Raw genomic sequence first — 14,139 nt, 5'->3', positions numbered from 1 at the left:
GAACCTCTGGGGCCGGCACGGCGGCCCGGATGATGAATCGCAGGCGCGCCGCCGCCGCAACGGCGGACGGCGCGCGTTCTCGCTTACTTGCTGGCGGTCACGCCCAGCGTCTTGCCGACGGTGGCATTAAAGTCCTTGACGCACTGCGCCGAGCAACGCGCGGCCCACTTGGGCAGCACGGCTTCCTGCGTCACCTTCTTGAGCAGTTCCCGGTCGGCGTCCGAAGGCTGCACCAGCACCATCTTGCCCTTGACCGGGAACGGGCAAGCCGCCGCGCCGGTGTTGCAGTCATAGCCTTCCTGGGTCTGGCGCGCCGCGGCATCCCAGATGTTGTCGACCAGCGTCTTGACGTTGGCCTGCAGGAAGGTGCGCACGTTGGGATCGAGCTTGTCCCAGGCCTTCTGGTTGACGGCGTGGATCTGCTGGTTCCAGTTGATCGGCAGCGCCACCAGGTGGGTCGACACTTCGTACCACTTGGCCGAGTAGCCCGACAGCGAGCCGGTGATGGCGCAATCGACCACCTTGTTCTGCAGCGCCGGCACCACTTCGCCGAACGCCATGGTGACGCTGGAGCCGCCCAGCGCTTCCACGAATTCGGCGGTGGTGCGGCTGCTGGTGCGGACCTTCTTGCCCTTGATGTCGGCCAGGCCCTTGATCTCGGCGTTGCAGAACAGCACCTGCGCCGGATAGGTGGAGATGCCCAGCAGCTTGACGTTGCTGCCCTCGCCGTACAGGCGCGCGTAGACCGGCTCGAAGGCGTTGGTCACCTCGCGCGCCGTCTTCACGTCCGGCGCCAGGCCGGCCAGGTCGATGGCCTCGTTGATCGGGTTGTCGCTGGCGAAGTACGACAGTGTGGCGGTGCCGAACTCGACCACGCCGGTCGACATCAGGCGCAGCAGTTCCGGGCCCTTCAGGCCCATTTCGTTGAAGCCCTTGATGTCCGCGGTGACCTGGCCCTTGGATGCTTCCGGAATGGTCTTGGTCCAGAACGGCTTTTCGTAATCGTTGTAGGCGGTCAGGTTGGACAGGCCGCCCACCACCTTCAAATGGGTCTTGGGCAGGTCTTGCGCCTGGGCGGCGCCGGCCAACAGGCTGGCGGCGATGGCGGCGAGAGCGAGCGACTTCTTCATGGACAAAACTCCTGGCTGGCGGGATGGTCTGGCGCGCGCGGGTCCCCGTTACCTTGAGCGCGCGGGTAGGAATCGGAACGTCAGAGGAGCAAAGGTTTTCCCCCGCGCCTGTGTTTCCAGGCGATCTTCTTGATGTGCCGCCATTGCAGCGTCAGGGGCGCCGAGCGTCCAATCGTATGTTGCGATGTGGGGGTATAAATATTTTTTGGGTCTCGCCGGCAAGCCGCCCGGCGCCGGCCGCAGAGCCAGCAACCATGCGGCCTGGCGCGGGATCGCGGGGTCTGGCGCAGGCGCGCCGCGAGCGCTTCGCCTGACCGCCCGCGCGCGCGGCGCTGGGGAAAACACCTAGGCGCGCGCGCCCCGGCGGATCATGATGCGCGCCGTTGCCGGCGCGGCCCGGGGTCCGTGCGCGGCTTGCTTTCGCGCGGACAGGCCCTAGGACGACGCCACGCCGTCGCCCGCCTGCGCGGCCACTTTTTGCGCCATCTGCGCGATCAGGCGCGCCGCATGGCTGTCGGGTCCCTGCACCCAGGTGGCCGTGAAACTCAATTCGGGCAGCGGGTCGGCATCGACCCGCAGGATGCGCAGTTCGCCGCGCGCCAGTTCCTTGCCCAGGAACACCGGCGCGATCACGCTGGTGCCGATGCAGTCCTGCGTCATCCGCACCACCATCGACATCGAGGCGCTGCCGTACATGCGCGGCGACACCACGCCGGCGCGCGTCAGCATGTCGCGCACCACCCGGTATGGCGCGCTGTTGGACGGATAGGTGACGATGGGCAGGCGGCCGATGCGTTCCAGCGTCAAGGGCTCGGGCCCCAGCTCCAGCAGCGGGCTGGCGACCCAGGCCAGCGGATAGGTGCACAGCGGCAGGTTCTCGACCCGCGCCTCCAGCACCGGCCCCATGAGGAAAGCCAGGTCGATCTGGCGCGACATCAGGTGCGAGCGCAGGACATGAGTGGTGTCCACCTCGATCTCCAGCACCAGCGCCGGATACGCGGCGTGCACCAGCTCGATCAGCGTCGGCAGCCAGGTCTGCACGATGGTCTCGGCCACGCCGATGCGCACCGTGCCCGTCATGACGTTCTGCTCGCGCGCCGCCTCGAACATGTCACGCCGCACCTGCAGCATGCGCTCGGCGTGCGACAGCAGTTCATGACCCTTGGCGGTCAGCTTGACGCCGCGGGCGTCGCGCTCGAACAGGCGCACGCCCAGGTCGGCCTCGAGCGAGGCGATGCGTTGCGAGACCGCGGGCTGCGTGGTGTTGAGCTTGTCGGACGCGGCGCGGAAGCTGCCCAGCGTGGCGACCCAAAAGAATGTTTCTATGTTGCGTAGTTCGATCATGAACCTTTCCCCCTGCCGCGATGAGCGTATCATGTCAGCCGCCCCGTGGCCCCTCCACGGCCCCCTAGCGCACAAGGAGCCTGTCCATGTCCCCGGCCGATACCGGTCGCCCGCGTCCCGCCCCCAGCGGCCCGCTCGTCGGGATCCTGTTGCTGGTGCTGTCGATGTGGACGCTGTCCTGCCTGGACGCCAGCGGCAAATGGGTCATGAACGCGGGGGTGCCGCTGCTGGTGCTGTCGTGGTTCCGCTACGCCGTGCACCTGGTGCTGGTGCTGGCCCTGGTGCTGCCCACGCGCGGCACAGGCATCCTGCGCAGCAAAAAGCCGCGTGAACAGCTCCTGCGCGGCGGCTCGATGTTCCTGGCCACGCTGATGTTCTTCACCACGCTCAGCTACATTCCCCAGGCCGAAGCCACCGCCATCAACTTCCTGGCGCCCTTGCTGGTGCTGTCGCTGGCGCCGTGGATCCTGAAGGAGCCGGCGCGCATGTCGCGCTTTGTCGCCGCCGGCATCGCCTTCGTCGGCGTCATCATCGTCATCCGCCCGGGCGGCGGCCTGCATCCGGTCGGCACCATTTTCGGGCTGCTCACGGCCTGTTGCTTCGCGGCCCAATTCATCGCCACGCGCCGCGTCGCGGGCGACGACCCGTTCACCTCGCTGATCTGGAGCGGCGCGGTCGGCACCGGCTGCCTGACACTGGCCCTGCCCTTCATCCTGCCGCCCGCCCTACCAGTGCTGCGGGCGCTGACGCCGCTGGACTGGACGCTGCTGATCTCCACCGGGGTCACCGGCGGCCTGGGCCACCTGTTCCAGATCGCCGCCTACCGCCGCGCGCCGGCCTCGACCCTGGCGCCCTTCATCTACCTGCAGATCATCAGCGCCACCACGGTCGGCTGGCTGGTGTGGGACCACTTTCCGGATCCCCTGACCTGGCTCGGCATCGCCATCATCTGCGCCAGCGGCGTCGGCATCGGCCTGGTGGAGTGGCGCCGCAGCCGCGCCCAGGCGGCCGCGCCGGCGGGCGCCGGCGCGCGCTGACACGCCCCGGGCGGCCAGCGGCCGCCCCGCCTCCCGTACAATGCCCGGCGCCGCCCGCCTGTGCGGGCGGTCTTCCCCGCATTTCCAGAACGAGGGCTCCATGATCATCAAACCCCGCGTGCGCGGCTTCATCTGCGTGACCACCCATCCCGTCGGCTGCGAAGCCAACGTCAAGAACCAGATCGACTACGTCCGCGCCCAGGGCCCGATCAGCGGTGGCCCCAAGCGCGTGCTGGTGATCGGCGCCTCCACCGGCTACGGCCTGGCGGCCCGCATCAGCGCCGCCTTCGCCTGTGGCGCCCAGACGCTGGGCGTGTTCTTCGAGCGCCCCGGCGAGGCCGCCAAGGCCGGCACCCCGGGCTGGTACAACAGCGCCGCCTTCGACAAGTTCGCCAGCGCCGAGGGCCTGTACGCCAGGAGCATCAACGGCGACGCCTTCTCCGATGCCATCAAGGCCCAGACCATCGCCGCCATCAGGCAGGACCTGGGCCAGGTCGACCAGGTGATCTACAGCCTGGCCGCGCCCCGCCGCACCCATCCGGTCAGCGGCACGGTGTTCAACTCGACCCTCAAGCCGGTCGGCCAGGCGGTCACGCTGCGCGGCCTGGATACCGACAAGGAAGTCATCAAGGAATCGGTGCTGGAACCGGCCACCCAGGAAGAGATCGACGCCACGGTGGCGGTCATGGGCGGCGAGGACTGGCAGATGTGGATCGACGCCCTGCTGGAGGCCGGCGTGCTGGCCGAGGGCGCCACCACCACCGCCTTCACCTACCTGGGCGAGAAGATCACCCACGACATCTACTGGAACGGGTCGATCGGCGCCGCCAAGAAAGACCTGGACCAGAAGGTGCTGGACATCCGCGCCAAGCTGGCCGCGCGCGGCGGCGACGCCCGCGTCTCGGTGCTGAAGGCGGTCGTGACCCAGGCCAGCTCGGCGATCCCGATGATGCCGCTGTACCTGTCGCTGCTGTTCAAGGTCATGAAGGAAAAAGGCACCCACGAGGGCTGCATCGAGCAGGTGTACGGCCTGTACCGCGACAGCCTGTGCGGCGCGGCGCCGATCCTGGACGACGAAGGCCGGTTGCGCGCGGATTACCTGGAACTGGACCCCGCCGTGCAGGCGCAGGTGCAGGCGCTGTGGCACCAGGTGACCGAGTCCAACCTGTATGAACTGACCGATTTCGCCGGCTACAAGCGCGAGTTCCTGCGCCTGTTCGGGTTCGAGATCGATGGGGTGGATTACAACGCCGATGTCGACCCGGACGTGAAGATCCCCGGCCTGATCAGCGCCTGAGGCGAGTTCGGGTCCGCAGGGGGCCGCGTTCGCGCCTCGCTCGCGCCTCTTTCACGCCCCCTCGCGCCTCGTTCGCGCCGCGGTGGCGGCCCGTCAGCCCCGCGCCTGCGCCTTGCCGGCGCTGAACAGGCGCAGCAGCTGGTCCAGCCCGCCCTGGTCGATCGCCACCTTGGCCTCGCGCCGCACCGCCGGCTTGGCGTGATACGCCACCGATAGCCCGGCGGTTCGCAGCATCGGCAGGTCGTTGGCGCCGTCGCCCACCGCGATGGCGCGCTCCGGTCCGACGCCCAGCGCCGCGCACACCTCCAGCAACTTGCGGCGCTTTTCCTCGCCGTCGCACAGGTCGCCCCACGCTTGCGGCAGCAGCCGCCCAGTCAGGCGGCCATCGACGATCTCCAGCACGTTGGCGCGCACGTCGTCCAGCCCCAGGCGCGCGCGCAGCCGGTCGGTGAAGCAGGTGAAGCCGCCCGTCACCAGCAGGCAGAACAGGCCGGCGGCCTTGCAAGCCGCGATCAGCGTTTCCACACCCGGGTTGAGCGCCAGGCGGTGTTCATACACCTCGTCCAGCGCCACCGCCGGCATGCCGGCCAGCAGCGCCACGCGCTGCCGCAGGCTCTGCTTGTAGTCGACGATCTCTCCCTGCATCGCCGCCTCGGTCAGCGCGGCCACCTCGGCCTTTTTCCCCATCAGGTCGGCCATCTCGTCCAGCGTCTCGATGGCGATCAGCGTCGAATCCATGTCGAAGGCGATGACCTTGTAGTCCGACAGTGTCAGCGGCGGCGCGATACCGCGCCAATGCAGGCCGGCGTCGCTCTGGAACTCTTGCATGGGCAATCCTTCTATTGCTCGGGTGGCGGATGGCCGGCCTCGCGGCCCAGCCAGTCGATGAAATGGCGCGCCGCGGCCGCGGCCGGCGCGTCCGGGCGGAACAGCGCATGCACGCCGGCGTTGGGCAGGCGCGGCTGCAGGAACAGCGGCCGCAGCCGGTCGGCGCGCAGGTCGTCCTGCAGCAGGCACCACGGCGCCAGGGCGATGCCCAGGTCGTTCATGGCGGCCTGCATGCACAGGAATTGATGGTCGAACACCGGCCCGGGCAGTTGCGCCGGCACGTCCACCCTGGCCAGCGCGAACCAGCGCGGCCAGTGGTCCATGCCGCCCGCGACCTTCAGCAAGGGGTGCCCCAGACAGTCGGCCGGCGTGGCCAGGCGGTTGCGCTCGATGAAGCGCGGCGACGCCACCGGCACGTGGAAGTCGTCCAGGCAGTGCACGCAGCTCATTTCGGCGTGCGCCACGAAGCCATGGCGGATCAGCACGTCGCCGCCGGCCTCGTCGCCGCGATCCAGGAACGAGCGCCCCTGCGTGGTCAGTTGCACGTCGATGCCCGGATGCAACGCCTGGAACGCCGACAGCCGGGGAATCAGCCATTTCATGGTCAGCGACGGCGTGGCGCTGACGCGCAGCACGCCGCCATGGCCAGGCGAGCGCAGCTTGGCGGTGGCCGCCGCGATGCGCTCCAGGCTGGCCTGGACCTCGGGAAAATACGCCTGCGCGCACGGCAGCAGCGTGACGCCGCGGGCCTCGCGCGCGAACAGCGGCTGGCCGACATAGTCTTCCAGGATGCGGATCTGCTGGCTGACCGCGCTGTGCGTGATGCTCAGTTCGTCGGCCGCCGCCGTGAAACTGCGCAGGCGCGCCGCGGCCTCGAATACCCGCAAGGCTTTCAGCGGCGGCAGGCTCGGGCCCGCCATCTCAGGCGCCGTCCGCCCGCGCGCGCCCCTGGCGCAAGGCTTTGCTGCGTGTTCCCACGATTTCCCTTGTCATCTGTTCTTGCCGGCACGGGGCTTGAACCGCGCCGTTGCTATGAGCCGCATTCTAGGGGATTGCGGCGCCGCCGACCTCTTAGAAAAACTAACGCCAGCCCTTAAAAAACACCGCTGGTGGCGGCGCGGCCGGGTTCCTATGATGCGTCCAATCCCAGGCAGGAACCTTTCATGGCATCGATCACCGTAGACGGCATCATCAAGACATTCGGCGGCCAGCAGGTGCTGCGCGACCTGTCGCTGCACATTCCCGACGGCGCGTTCTACACGCTGCTGGGCCCCAGCGGCTGCGGCAAGACCACCCTGCTGCGCTGCATCGCCGGCTTCTACGCGCCCGACGGCGGCCGCCTGCTGTTCGACCAGGACGACGTGACGCACGTGTCGGCGCACCGCCGCGACATCGGCATGGTGTTCCAGGACTACGCGCTGTTTCCCGACAAGACCGCCTTCGACAACGTCGCCTACGGCCTGCGCGCCCGGGGCGTGGCCCGCGCCGAAATCAAGCGCCGCGTCGACGAGGCGCTGGACAAGGTCGGCCTGGCGGCGCTGGCCGACCGCTACCCGGCGCAGATGAGCGGCGGCCAGCGCCAGCGCGTGGCGCTGGCGCGCGCCCTGGTGATCCGGCCGCGCGTGTTGCTGATGGACGAGCCGCTGTCTAACCTGGACGCCAAGATGCGCCTGCAGATGCGCGACGTCATCCTCGACCTGGTGCGCGAGGCCGGCATCACCACCGTATTCGTCACCCATGACCAGGAGGAAGCCCTGGCCATGTCCGACCGCATCGCCATCATGGACCACGGCCGCATCGCCCAACTGGGCACGCCCGAGGAACTGTACGGCACGCCGGTCAACGCCTATGTGGCCGACTTCATCGGTTCGGCCAACGTGATCCCGGTGCCGGCGCGCGGCGGGCTGCCCGGCGCGCCGGCCGGCCACGTGCGCTACGAGCTGTGCGGCCTGGGTTTTGACGGCACGCTCGGCAGCGCCACGCTGGCCGAGCGCGCGGTGCTGATCGCGCGCCCCGAGGAACTGGCCCTGATGGCGCCGGCGCCCTACGTGCCCAACACGCTGCCCGGCAAGGTGCTGCGGCGCCAATACCTGGGCTTCAAGACCGCCTATCGCATCGCGCTGCAGGACGGCTCGGAGATCCGCGTGGAGCTGCACGCGGGCAACATGGTGGCGCAGTTCCAGCCCGGCGAGGCCGTGCAGGTGCTGATTCCCGCCGACAGCCGCGTCGTCAACGCCTGAGGACCGCCACGCCATGAAAATCAAACGGTGGCCCTGGGGCATCCTGACGGCGATCAGCCTGGCGCTGCTGCTGTTCTTCGTGCTGTATCCGCTGGCGGTGCTGTTCAGCAACAGCGTCACCGGCCAGGACGGCGGTTTCTCGCTGGAGGGGTTCCGCGCCCTGCTGGCCGACTCGCAATACCTGGAGGCCTTCGGCAACACGCTGGTGCTGGGGCTGGTGGTGACCGCCTGCACCATCCTGGTGGGCGTACCGTTCGCCTACATGGTGGCGCGCTACGACTTCCCGCTCAAGAACCTGGTGGCGATCCTGCCGGTGCTGACCATCGTCATTCCCGAGATCATCGTCGGCCAGTCGTGGCTGCTGGTGCTGGGCAACAACGGCATCCTGACCAACCTGCTGGGCGACGCGGGCATCTCGCTGCCGTCGTTCTACGGCTGGACCGGCATGGTGTTCTCGATGACGCTGGTCTACTACACCTACATCTACCTGGGCGTGCTGGCCGCGTTGCGCGGCTTCGACGGCCAGCTGGAGGAAGCCGGCCTGAGCCTGGGCACGCCGCCGCTGCTGACCCAACTGCGGGTGCTGGTGCCGGTGCTGCTGCCGGCGGTGCTGGTGAACGCGCTGGTGGTGTTCACGCTGGTGGTCGGCAACTTCGCGCTGGCGATGCTGCTGGGCAGCCGCGTGCCGCTGCTGTCGGTGATGACCTACAACACCTTCGTCAGCGAAATGGGCGGCAGCCCGACGCTGCAGAGCGCCATGTCGGTGGTGTCGATCGCCATCGTCGCCATCGTGCTGTTCGTGCAGAAGCGCGTGGTCGAGCGCAAGGTCTACACCATGACCCAGGGCCGCGCGCCGGCGGCGCGCCGGGTGCGTTCATGGCAGGCCATCCTGTACACCGGCGGCGTCGGCCTGGTGATCCTGCTGTCGCTGCTGCCGCTGATCGTGGTGTTCATCGCCGCCTTCACCAAGACCAGCGGGCCGGTGATGCACTGGGGCTCCTGGTCGCTGGCCAGCATGCAGCGCGCCCTGCACGGCGCGCCCGAGCCGATCCTGAATTCGCTCAAGTTCGCCTCGCTGGCCACGGTGACGGGCGTGGCCTTCGCGGTGCTGGTGAGTTACCTGACCATCAAGAAGCGCAGCGCCTTCACCCAGGTGCTGGACTACATCGTGGTACTGCCGCTGACCATCTCCGGCACGGTGCTGGGCATCGCGCTGGTGCAGACCTTCAACACCGGCTGGCTGGTGCTGGCCGGCACCTCCGGCATCATGGTGCTGTGCTACGCGGTGCGGCGCCTGCCCTTCGCGGTGCGCAACGCCTCGTCGGTGCTGTTCAACATTCCCGACTCGATCGAGGAAGCCTCGATCAGCCTGGGCGTATCGCCGCTGATGACCTTCTTCAAGGTGATTCTGCCGGCCATGAAGGCCTCGATCATCTCGGCCGCCATCCTGATGTGGCTGACCACGATTTCCGAGCTGTCGGCCTCGATCGTGGCCTACAGCGGCGGCCTCGAAACCATGCCGATCGCCATCTTCCGCCAGGTCGACGGCGGCCGCCTGGGCATGGCCTCGGCCTATGGCGCGGCGCTGGTCACGGTGATCGTGCTGCCCATCATCGTGTCGGTCAAGGCATTCCGCATCAAGCTGTTCTCCGGCAAATAACCCGCATCCACAAAGGCTCACCATGCACCTCAAACACTTCCTGCAAACCGGCCTGCTGGCCGCCACCCTGGCCGCGGGCGCCGCGCAGGCACAGAACGTGGTCCTGTACTCGTCCAACAACACCGAGACCATCGAGACCGCGCTGGACGCCGTCAAGAAGCAGTCGCCCAAGCTGAACGTGCAGCCGGTCACCGGCGGCACCGGCACCATGATGAAGCGTATCGAGGCCGAGGCCCAGAACCCGCGCGGCGACCTGTTCTGGAGCGGCGGCTTCGGCACGCTGGGCGCCTACCGCCAGCACCTGCAGCCCTACCGCCCGGCCGATATCGACAAGATCCCGGCCGAGTTCCGCGGACCGGACGATCTGTGGGTCGGCACCAACGTCCACATCATGGTGCTGATGGTCAACGAACGGCAGTTGAAGGGCCTGGCCGCGCCGGCCACCTGGTCCGACCTGATGCAACCGCAGTGGAAGGGCAAGTTCGCCATCACCGATCCGTCCAAGAGCGGCACCGCCTACATGCTGGTCTACGGCCTGTACAAGCAGTTCGGCCAGGAAGGCCTGGACAAGATCGCCGCCAACGCCGTGGTCACGGCCTCGTCCGGCACCACCTACAAGGGCGTGGCGGCCGGCGAATACGCGGTCGGCATGACGCTGGAATACGCCGCCCAGGAATACGTGGCCGGCGGCCAGAAGGAAATCAAGCTGGTCTACCCGACCGAGGGCAGCTACCTGGCGCCGGAAGGCATGTTCATCATCAAGGGCGCCAAGAACCTGGAGGCCGCCAAGGCGCTGTACGACGGCCTGCTCAGCAAGGAGGCCCAGGAAGCGCAACTGGTGAAGAACTTCCGCCGTCCGACCCGCAGCGACATCGCGGTGGCCAGCCTGACCACCCTGCCCGACTTCAACAGCATCAAGATCTTCCCGGTGAGCCAGGACGCGGCCGCCAAGGAGTACGAAGCCGTCGTCGCCGCGTGGAACCAGGCCGTGGCCAAGGCCAAGTAAGGTCCGCGCCAGAGGTTTGCGCCAAGCGAAAACGCCACCTTCGGGTGGCGTTTTCGTTTCAGGCTTGCGCCGCTGGCGCGGGCCGCAGCGGCCGGTCGCATCCCGACTACGCGGCCATGCGCCCGGCCGCCAGCACCACCTGGCGGCTGCAACGCGCCGCCAGCTGCGGGTCGTGCGTCACCAGCACCAGGGTGGTGCCGTGCTCGCGGTGCAGGTCGAACATCAGGTCGATGACCGTGACGCCGGTGGCGGCATCCAGGCTGCCGGTGGGTTCGTCGGCGAACAGCAGGTCCGGCTGCACCACGAAGGCGCGCGCCAGCGACACGCGCTGCTGCTCGCCGCCGGACAGGGTGCGCGGATAGTGATGCAGGCGCGCCCCCAGCCCGACGCGCTCGAGCATGGCCTGGGCCGCCTCGCGCGCCGGCTGGCCCGCCAGTTCCAGCGGCAGCATCACGTTTTCCAGCGCGGTCAGGTTCGGCAGCAACTGGAATGACTGGAACACAAACCCCACGTGATTGGCCCGCAGGCGCGCGCGGCCGTCCTCGTCCAGGGCGAACAGGTCCTGCCCGGCCAGGCGCACGCTGCCCGCGCTGGGAACATCCAGCCCGGCCAGCAGTCCCAACAGGGTGGACTTGCCCGACCCGGAGCTGCCGGTGATGGCCACGGCGCTGCCCGCCGCCACCGTAAAATCGATGTCTTCCAGGATAGACAGCGTCCCGCCGGCATCAGCCACCCGCTTGCCCAGCCCTTTCACCTCGATCGAATTCTTGCTATCCATGCGCCTGATTCCCCTGATTCGCCGTTCACTACTGATATCCACGCTGGCCACGGCCACCCTGATGGCGCCCGCCCACGCTCAGACCGCCCCGGCGGCCCAGGGTTCCGCGCAACGCACCGTGCTGGTGGTGGGCGACAGCCTGGCCGCCGAATACGGCATCAAGCGCGGCACCGGCTGGGTGCCGCTGCTGTCCGCGCGGCTTTCCGAACAATACCCGAAGTACAAGGTCGTCAACGCCAGCATCAGCGGCGACACCACCAGCGGCGGCGTCGCGCGCCTGCCGGCGCTGCTGCGCCAGCATGAACCGGCGGTGGTGGTGCTGGAGCTGGGCTCGAACGACGCCCTGCGCGGGCTGCCGCTGAACATGACGGAGCAGAACCTGCGCACCATGGCGCAGGCGGCGCGCAAGGCCGAGGCCGAGGTGGTCATCGTCGGCATGCAGATCCCGCCCAACTACGGCCGCGACTACACCCAACGCTTCGCCCAGGTGTTTCCCACCGTCGCCAAAGACGAAAACGCCCGGCTCGTGCCCTTCCTGATGGAAGGTATCGCAACGAACCGGGCGATGTTCCAGGCCGACGGCATCCATCCCAACGAGGATGCCCAGGCCCAACTGCTGGACAATGTCTGGCCGGCGCTGCGACCCTTGCTGCAGTGACTTGACGCGGGCCTGGGCGGCCCGCGATCCGCCTCGCGGAAGATCAGCCCGCCGCCTGCTGCGAGGCGTCGCCGCCGCGGATGGCGTCGGCGGCCGCCGGCAGCACCTGCACCTTGTATTCCTCGCGCAGCATGCGCACCAGCGCTTCGTTCTCGGCCTGGCCCCAGGCGCCCGCCAATTGCTGCGCCAGGCGTTCCTTGTCGGCGGCCTCGACCGTGCCGGCCTCGACCTTTTCCAGGCGCACCAGCGTGTAATCGGCGCCCGACTGCACGCCGGTGTAGGCCGGCAGCTTGGCGGCCGGCAGGCGCATCACGGCGTCCAGCACCGAGCGCGGCAGGTTCTTGGGATCCTGGCGCGACACCACCAGCGGACCACCGAAGCCTTCCGGCGCCGCGGCCGGGTTGGCCTGATCGGCCGCCAGCGCGGCTTCGCCGGCTTTCTTGGCGGCTTCGGCCGAACGCTCGTCCAGCAGCTTGGCGCGGATCGAATCGCTGACCTTCTCCAGCGCCGGCACATGGGCCGGTTCCACGGCGGCCACGCGCACCGCCAGCATGGTGTCGGGCGACAGCTCGATCACGCCGGAGTTCTGCTTTTCACGCAGCACGTCGGGCGAGAACAGCACCTGGCGCACGCGCGGGTTGTCCAGCAACGCCGCGTCCGGGCTGTCCACGGCGGACCCGGGGCCCGCCTGGTCGGCCGGCAACAGGCCTTCGCGCGTCACGCCCGAGGCGGTGCGCAGCTTCAGGCCCACCGCGTCGGCGGCCGGCTGCAGGCTGTCGCGCTGGTCGTAGACCTGCTTGTTCAGCTGGCTGGCCATCTCCGAAAAACGCACGGCGGCCAGTTGCTTGCGCACTTCGGCGGTGATCTGGTCCTTCACCTCGGCCAGCGGCTTGATCGCGGCGGGCTGGATCTCGGTGACCTTGACCACGTGGAAACCCGACGGGCTTTCGACCACGCCCGACACCTGGTCCTTGGACTGGCTGAAGATCGCCTTTTCCAGCGGGCCGGACAGCATGCCCGGCGCCAGCCAGCCCAGGTCGCCGCCATTGGCGGCCGAACCGGCGTCCTGCGAATTCTTGCGGGCCAGCTCGGCGAATTGCGCCGGGTTGGCGGCGGCCTGCGTGGCCAGGGCCTCGGCCTTGGCGCGGGCGGCCTTGCGCGCATCTTCCGAGGCGCCGGCGGGCACTTCGATCATGATGTGGCTGGCGCGGCGGCGCTCGGGCTGGCCGAAGCGGTTCTTGTTCTGTTCGTAATACGAAGCCAGGTCCTCGTCCTTGACCTGCACGCCCTCGGTGGCGGCGGCTTCGTTCAGCACCAGGTACTGCACCTGGACCTGCTCGGGAATCTGCAACTGCTGCTTGTTGGCGTCGTACCAGGCCTGGATGTCGGCCGGGGTGACGGTGACTTGCGAGCGGAAATCGGCGGCGGCGAAGCGGCGCAGTTGCACCGTGCGCTGCTGCGTCAGGGCGGTTTCCAGCGACGCCACCACTTCGGCGGGCGCGCGGGCCGACTGCCCGACGGGTTCCAGCACGCGGGCCACGGCCAGGTCACGGCGCAGGCCGGCCTCGAACGAGGTGGGCGACATGCCCTGCGCCGCCAGCACCTGGCGATAGCGCTCGGGCGAGAAGCGGCCGTTGTCCTGCACTTCCGGAATCGCGGCGATGGTGTTGCGCAGCGTTTCGTCGGACACCGAGAAACGGTTGTCCACGGCCACGTTCGCCAGCAGGCGCTGGTTGATCAGCTGGTTCAGCAGCGCTTCGCGCAACTGCGGCGTGTCGATCACGGCCGGGTCGAACTGCGCGCCCAGGCGCTGGCGGTATTGCTCCAGCTGGTTGCGGTGCGCCTGGTCGAACTCCGCGCGGGAAATCGGCTGGCCGGCGACCGTCGCCAGTTCCGGCTCCTTGCGCATGAAGCTCTCATAGCCCTGGATCCCGACGAGGAAGAAGGACGGCACAATCAGAAGCAGCAGGATGAACTGCATCCAGCGCCGGTGGCTGCGAATAAATTCGAACATGGAATCCCTGTTGCCGCACTCGGGAGGAAACTTCCGCCCGGGGCGCACGAAAACGCATAAAAAAAGGCGAATCTCATTCGCCCTATTCCCATACCGGTCAAACCGGGTCAGCGGGCGGATTTTAGCATTTCTCATTCGTCCCGCAGC

General features: G+C 68.4%; 12 protein-coding genes. 6 read left to right on the top strand and 6 right to left on the bottom strand.

Going from position 1 to position 14,139, the window contains the following annotated elements:
• Nucleotides 1-83: 83 nt before the first annotated feature.
• Complete coding sequence (locus tag HV742_RS23945) at nt 84-1,130, bottom strand: TRAP transporter substrate-binding protein (RefSeq protein ID WP_054416692.1); 1,047 nt, start codon at nt 1,128-1,130, stop codon at nt 84-86.
• Nucleotides 1,131-1,565: 435 nt separating this feature from the next.
• Nucleotides 1,566-2,474: a LysR family transcriptional regulator gene (locus HV742_RS23940; protein ID WP_038503432.1), complete on the bottom strand. Its 909-nt coding sequence runs from the start codon at nt 2,472-2,474 to the stop codon at nt 1,566-1,568.
• 86 nt (nt 2,475-2,560) lie between these two features.
• Between HV742_RS23940 and HV742_RS23935 the strand changes: the two genes are divergently transcribed.
• Nucleotides 2,561-3,511 (top strand): DMT family transporter, encoded by a 951-nt coding sequence (locus tag HV742_RS23935; RefSeq protein ID WP_175146565.1) that lies wholly within the window; start codon nt 2,561-2,563, stop codon nt 3,509-3,511.
• Between the two features lie 100 nt (nt 3,512-3,611).
• The gene (fabV, locus tag HV742_RS23930; protein WP_175146564.1) at nt 3,612-4,808 is read left to right on the top strand and encodes an enoyl-ACP reductase FabV; all 1,197 of its coding nucleotides are present in this window, start codon (nt 3,612-3,614) and stop codon (nt 4,806-4,808) included.
• A 93-nt stretch (nt 4,809-4,901) separates the two neighbouring features.
• On the opposite strand, the gene serB is transcribed toward fabV, so the two are convergent.
• Together serB and HV742_RS23920 are read right to left on the bottom strand one after the other, a co-directional pair.
• Nucleotides 4,902-5,636 carry a phosphoserine phosphatase SerB gene (serB, locus tag HV742_RS23925; RefSeq protein WP_175146563.1) on the bottom strand — a complete coding sequence of 245 codons (735 nt, stop codon included), beginning with the start codon at nt 5,634-5,636 and terminating at the stop codon, nt 4,902-4,904.
• An 11-nt stretch (nt 5,637-5,647) separates the two neighbouring features.
• Complete coding sequence (locus HV742_RS23920) at nt 5,648-6,556, bottom strand: LysR substrate-binding domain-containing protein (protein ID WP_054502662.1); 909 nt, start codon at nt 6,554-6,556, stop codon at nt 5,648-5,650.
• Nucleotides 6,557-6,799: 243 nt separating this feature from the next.
• Between HV742_RS23920 and HV742_RS23915 the strand changes: the two genes are divergently transcribed.
• From HV742_RS23915 to HV742_RS23905, 3 genes are read left to right on the top strand one after another with little or no spacing between them, the layout of a single operon-like run.
• Nucleotides 6,800-7,876: an ABC transporter ATP-binding protein gene (locus HV742_RS23915; protein ID WP_059270736.1), complete on the top strand. Its 1,077-nt coding sequence runs from the start codon at nt 6,800-6,802 to the stop codon at nt 7,874-7,876.
• A gap of 13 nt (nt 7,877-7,889) precedes the next feature.
• Nucleotides 7,890-9,536, top strand: coding sequence for an ABC transporter permease (locus HV742_RS23910; protein WP_175146562.1), 1,647 nt, complete (start codon nt 7,890-7,892; stop codon nt 9,534-9,536).
• 22 nt (nt 9,537-9,558) lie between these two features.
• A complete protein-coding gene (locus HV742_RS23905) occupies nt 9,559-10,542 on the top strand; it encodes an ABC transporter substrate-binding protein (RefSeq protein ID WP_063581690.1) in 984 nt (327 codons plus the stop codon).
• Nucleotides 10,543-10,648: 106 nt separating this feature from the next.
• Here HV742_RS23905 and HV742_RS23900 read toward each other — a convergent pair whose 3' ends face one another.
• The gene (locus HV742_RS23900; protein WP_059270739.1) at nt 10,649-11,320 is read right to left on the bottom strand and encodes an ABC transporter ATP-binding protein; all 672 of its coding nucleotides are present in this window, start codon (nt 11,318-11,320) and stop codon (nt 10,649-10,651) included.
• Between HV742_RS23900 and HV742_RS23895 the strand changes: the two genes are divergently transcribed.
• Nucleotides 11,319-11,978, top strand: coding sequence for an arylesterase (locus HV742_RS23895; RefSeq protein ID WP_059270741.1), 660 nt, complete (start codon nt 11,319-11,321; stop codon nt 11,976-11,978). The genes HV742_RS23900 and HV742_RS23895 overlap by 2 nt on opposite strands.
• Nucleotides 11,979-12,021: 43 nt before the next feature.
• On the opposite strand, the gene HV742_RS23890 is transcribed toward HV742_RS23895, so the two are convergent.
• On the bottom strand, nt 12,022-13,992 hold the full coding sequence (locus HV742_RS23890; RefSeq protein ID WP_049073473.1) for a SurA N-terminal domain-containing protein: 1,971 nt from the start codon (nt 13,990-13,992) through the stop codon (nt 12,022-12,024).
• Nucleotides 13,993-14,139: the final 147 nt, after the last annotated feature.

This window comes from Achromobacter ruhlandii (assembly GCF_902859695.1).
GTDB lineage: Bacteria > Pseudomonadota > Gammaproteobacteria > Burkholderiales > Burkholderiaceae_B > Achromobacter > Achromobacter ruhlandii.
The sequence above is the reverse complement of the archived record's forward strand: the minus strand, read 5'-3'. Positions and strand labels throughout refer to the sequence as shown.

Coding starts and splice junctions, on each gene's coding strand:
- HV742_RS23915 (WP_059270736.1), top strand. CDS start 6,800: ATGGCATCGATCACCGTAGACGGCATCATCAAGACATTCGGCGGCCAG.
- HV742_RS23920 (WP_054502662.1), bottom strand. CDS start 6,556: ATGGCGGGCCCGAGCCTGCCGCCGCTGAAAGCCTTGCGGGTATTCGAG.
- HV742_RS23910 (WP_175146562.1), top strand. CDS start 7,890: ATGAAAATCAAACGGTGGCCCTGGGGCATCCTGACGGCGATCAGCCTG.
- HV742_RS23935 (WP_175146565.1), top strand. CDS start 2,561: ATGTCCCCGGCCGATACCGGTCGCCCGCGTCCCGCCCCCAGCGGCCCG.
- serB (WP_175146563.1), bottom strand. CDS start 5,636: ATGCAAGAGTTCCAGAGCGACGCCGGCCTGCATTGGCGCGGTATCGCG.
- fabV (WP_175146564.1), top strand. CDS start 3,612: ATGATCATCAAACCCCGCGTGCGCGGCTTCATCTGCGTGACCACCCAT.
- HV742_RS23945 (WP_054416692.1), bottom strand. CDS start 1,130: ATGAAGAAGTCGCTCGCTCTCGCCGCCATCGCCGCCAGCCTGTTGGCC.
- HV742_RS23905 (WP_063581690.1), top strand. CDS start 9,559: ATGCACCTCAAACACTTCCTGCAAACCGGCCTGCTGGCCGCCACCCTG.
- HV742_RS23890 (WP_049073473.1), bottom strand. CDS start 13,992: ATGTTCGAATTTATTCGCAGCCACCGGCGCTGGATGCAGTTCATCCTG.
- HV742_RS23940 (WP_038503432.1), bottom strand. CDS start 2,474: ATGATCGAACTACGCAACATAGAAACATTCTTTTGGGTCGCCACGCTG.
- HV742_RS23900 (WP_059270739.1), bottom strand. CDS start 11,320: ATGGATAGCAAGAATTCGATCGAGGTGAAAGGGCTGGGCAAGCGGGTG.
- HV742_RS23895 (WP_059270741.1), top strand. CDS start 11,319: ATGCGCCTGATTCCCCTGATTCGCCGTTCACTACTGATATCCACGCTG.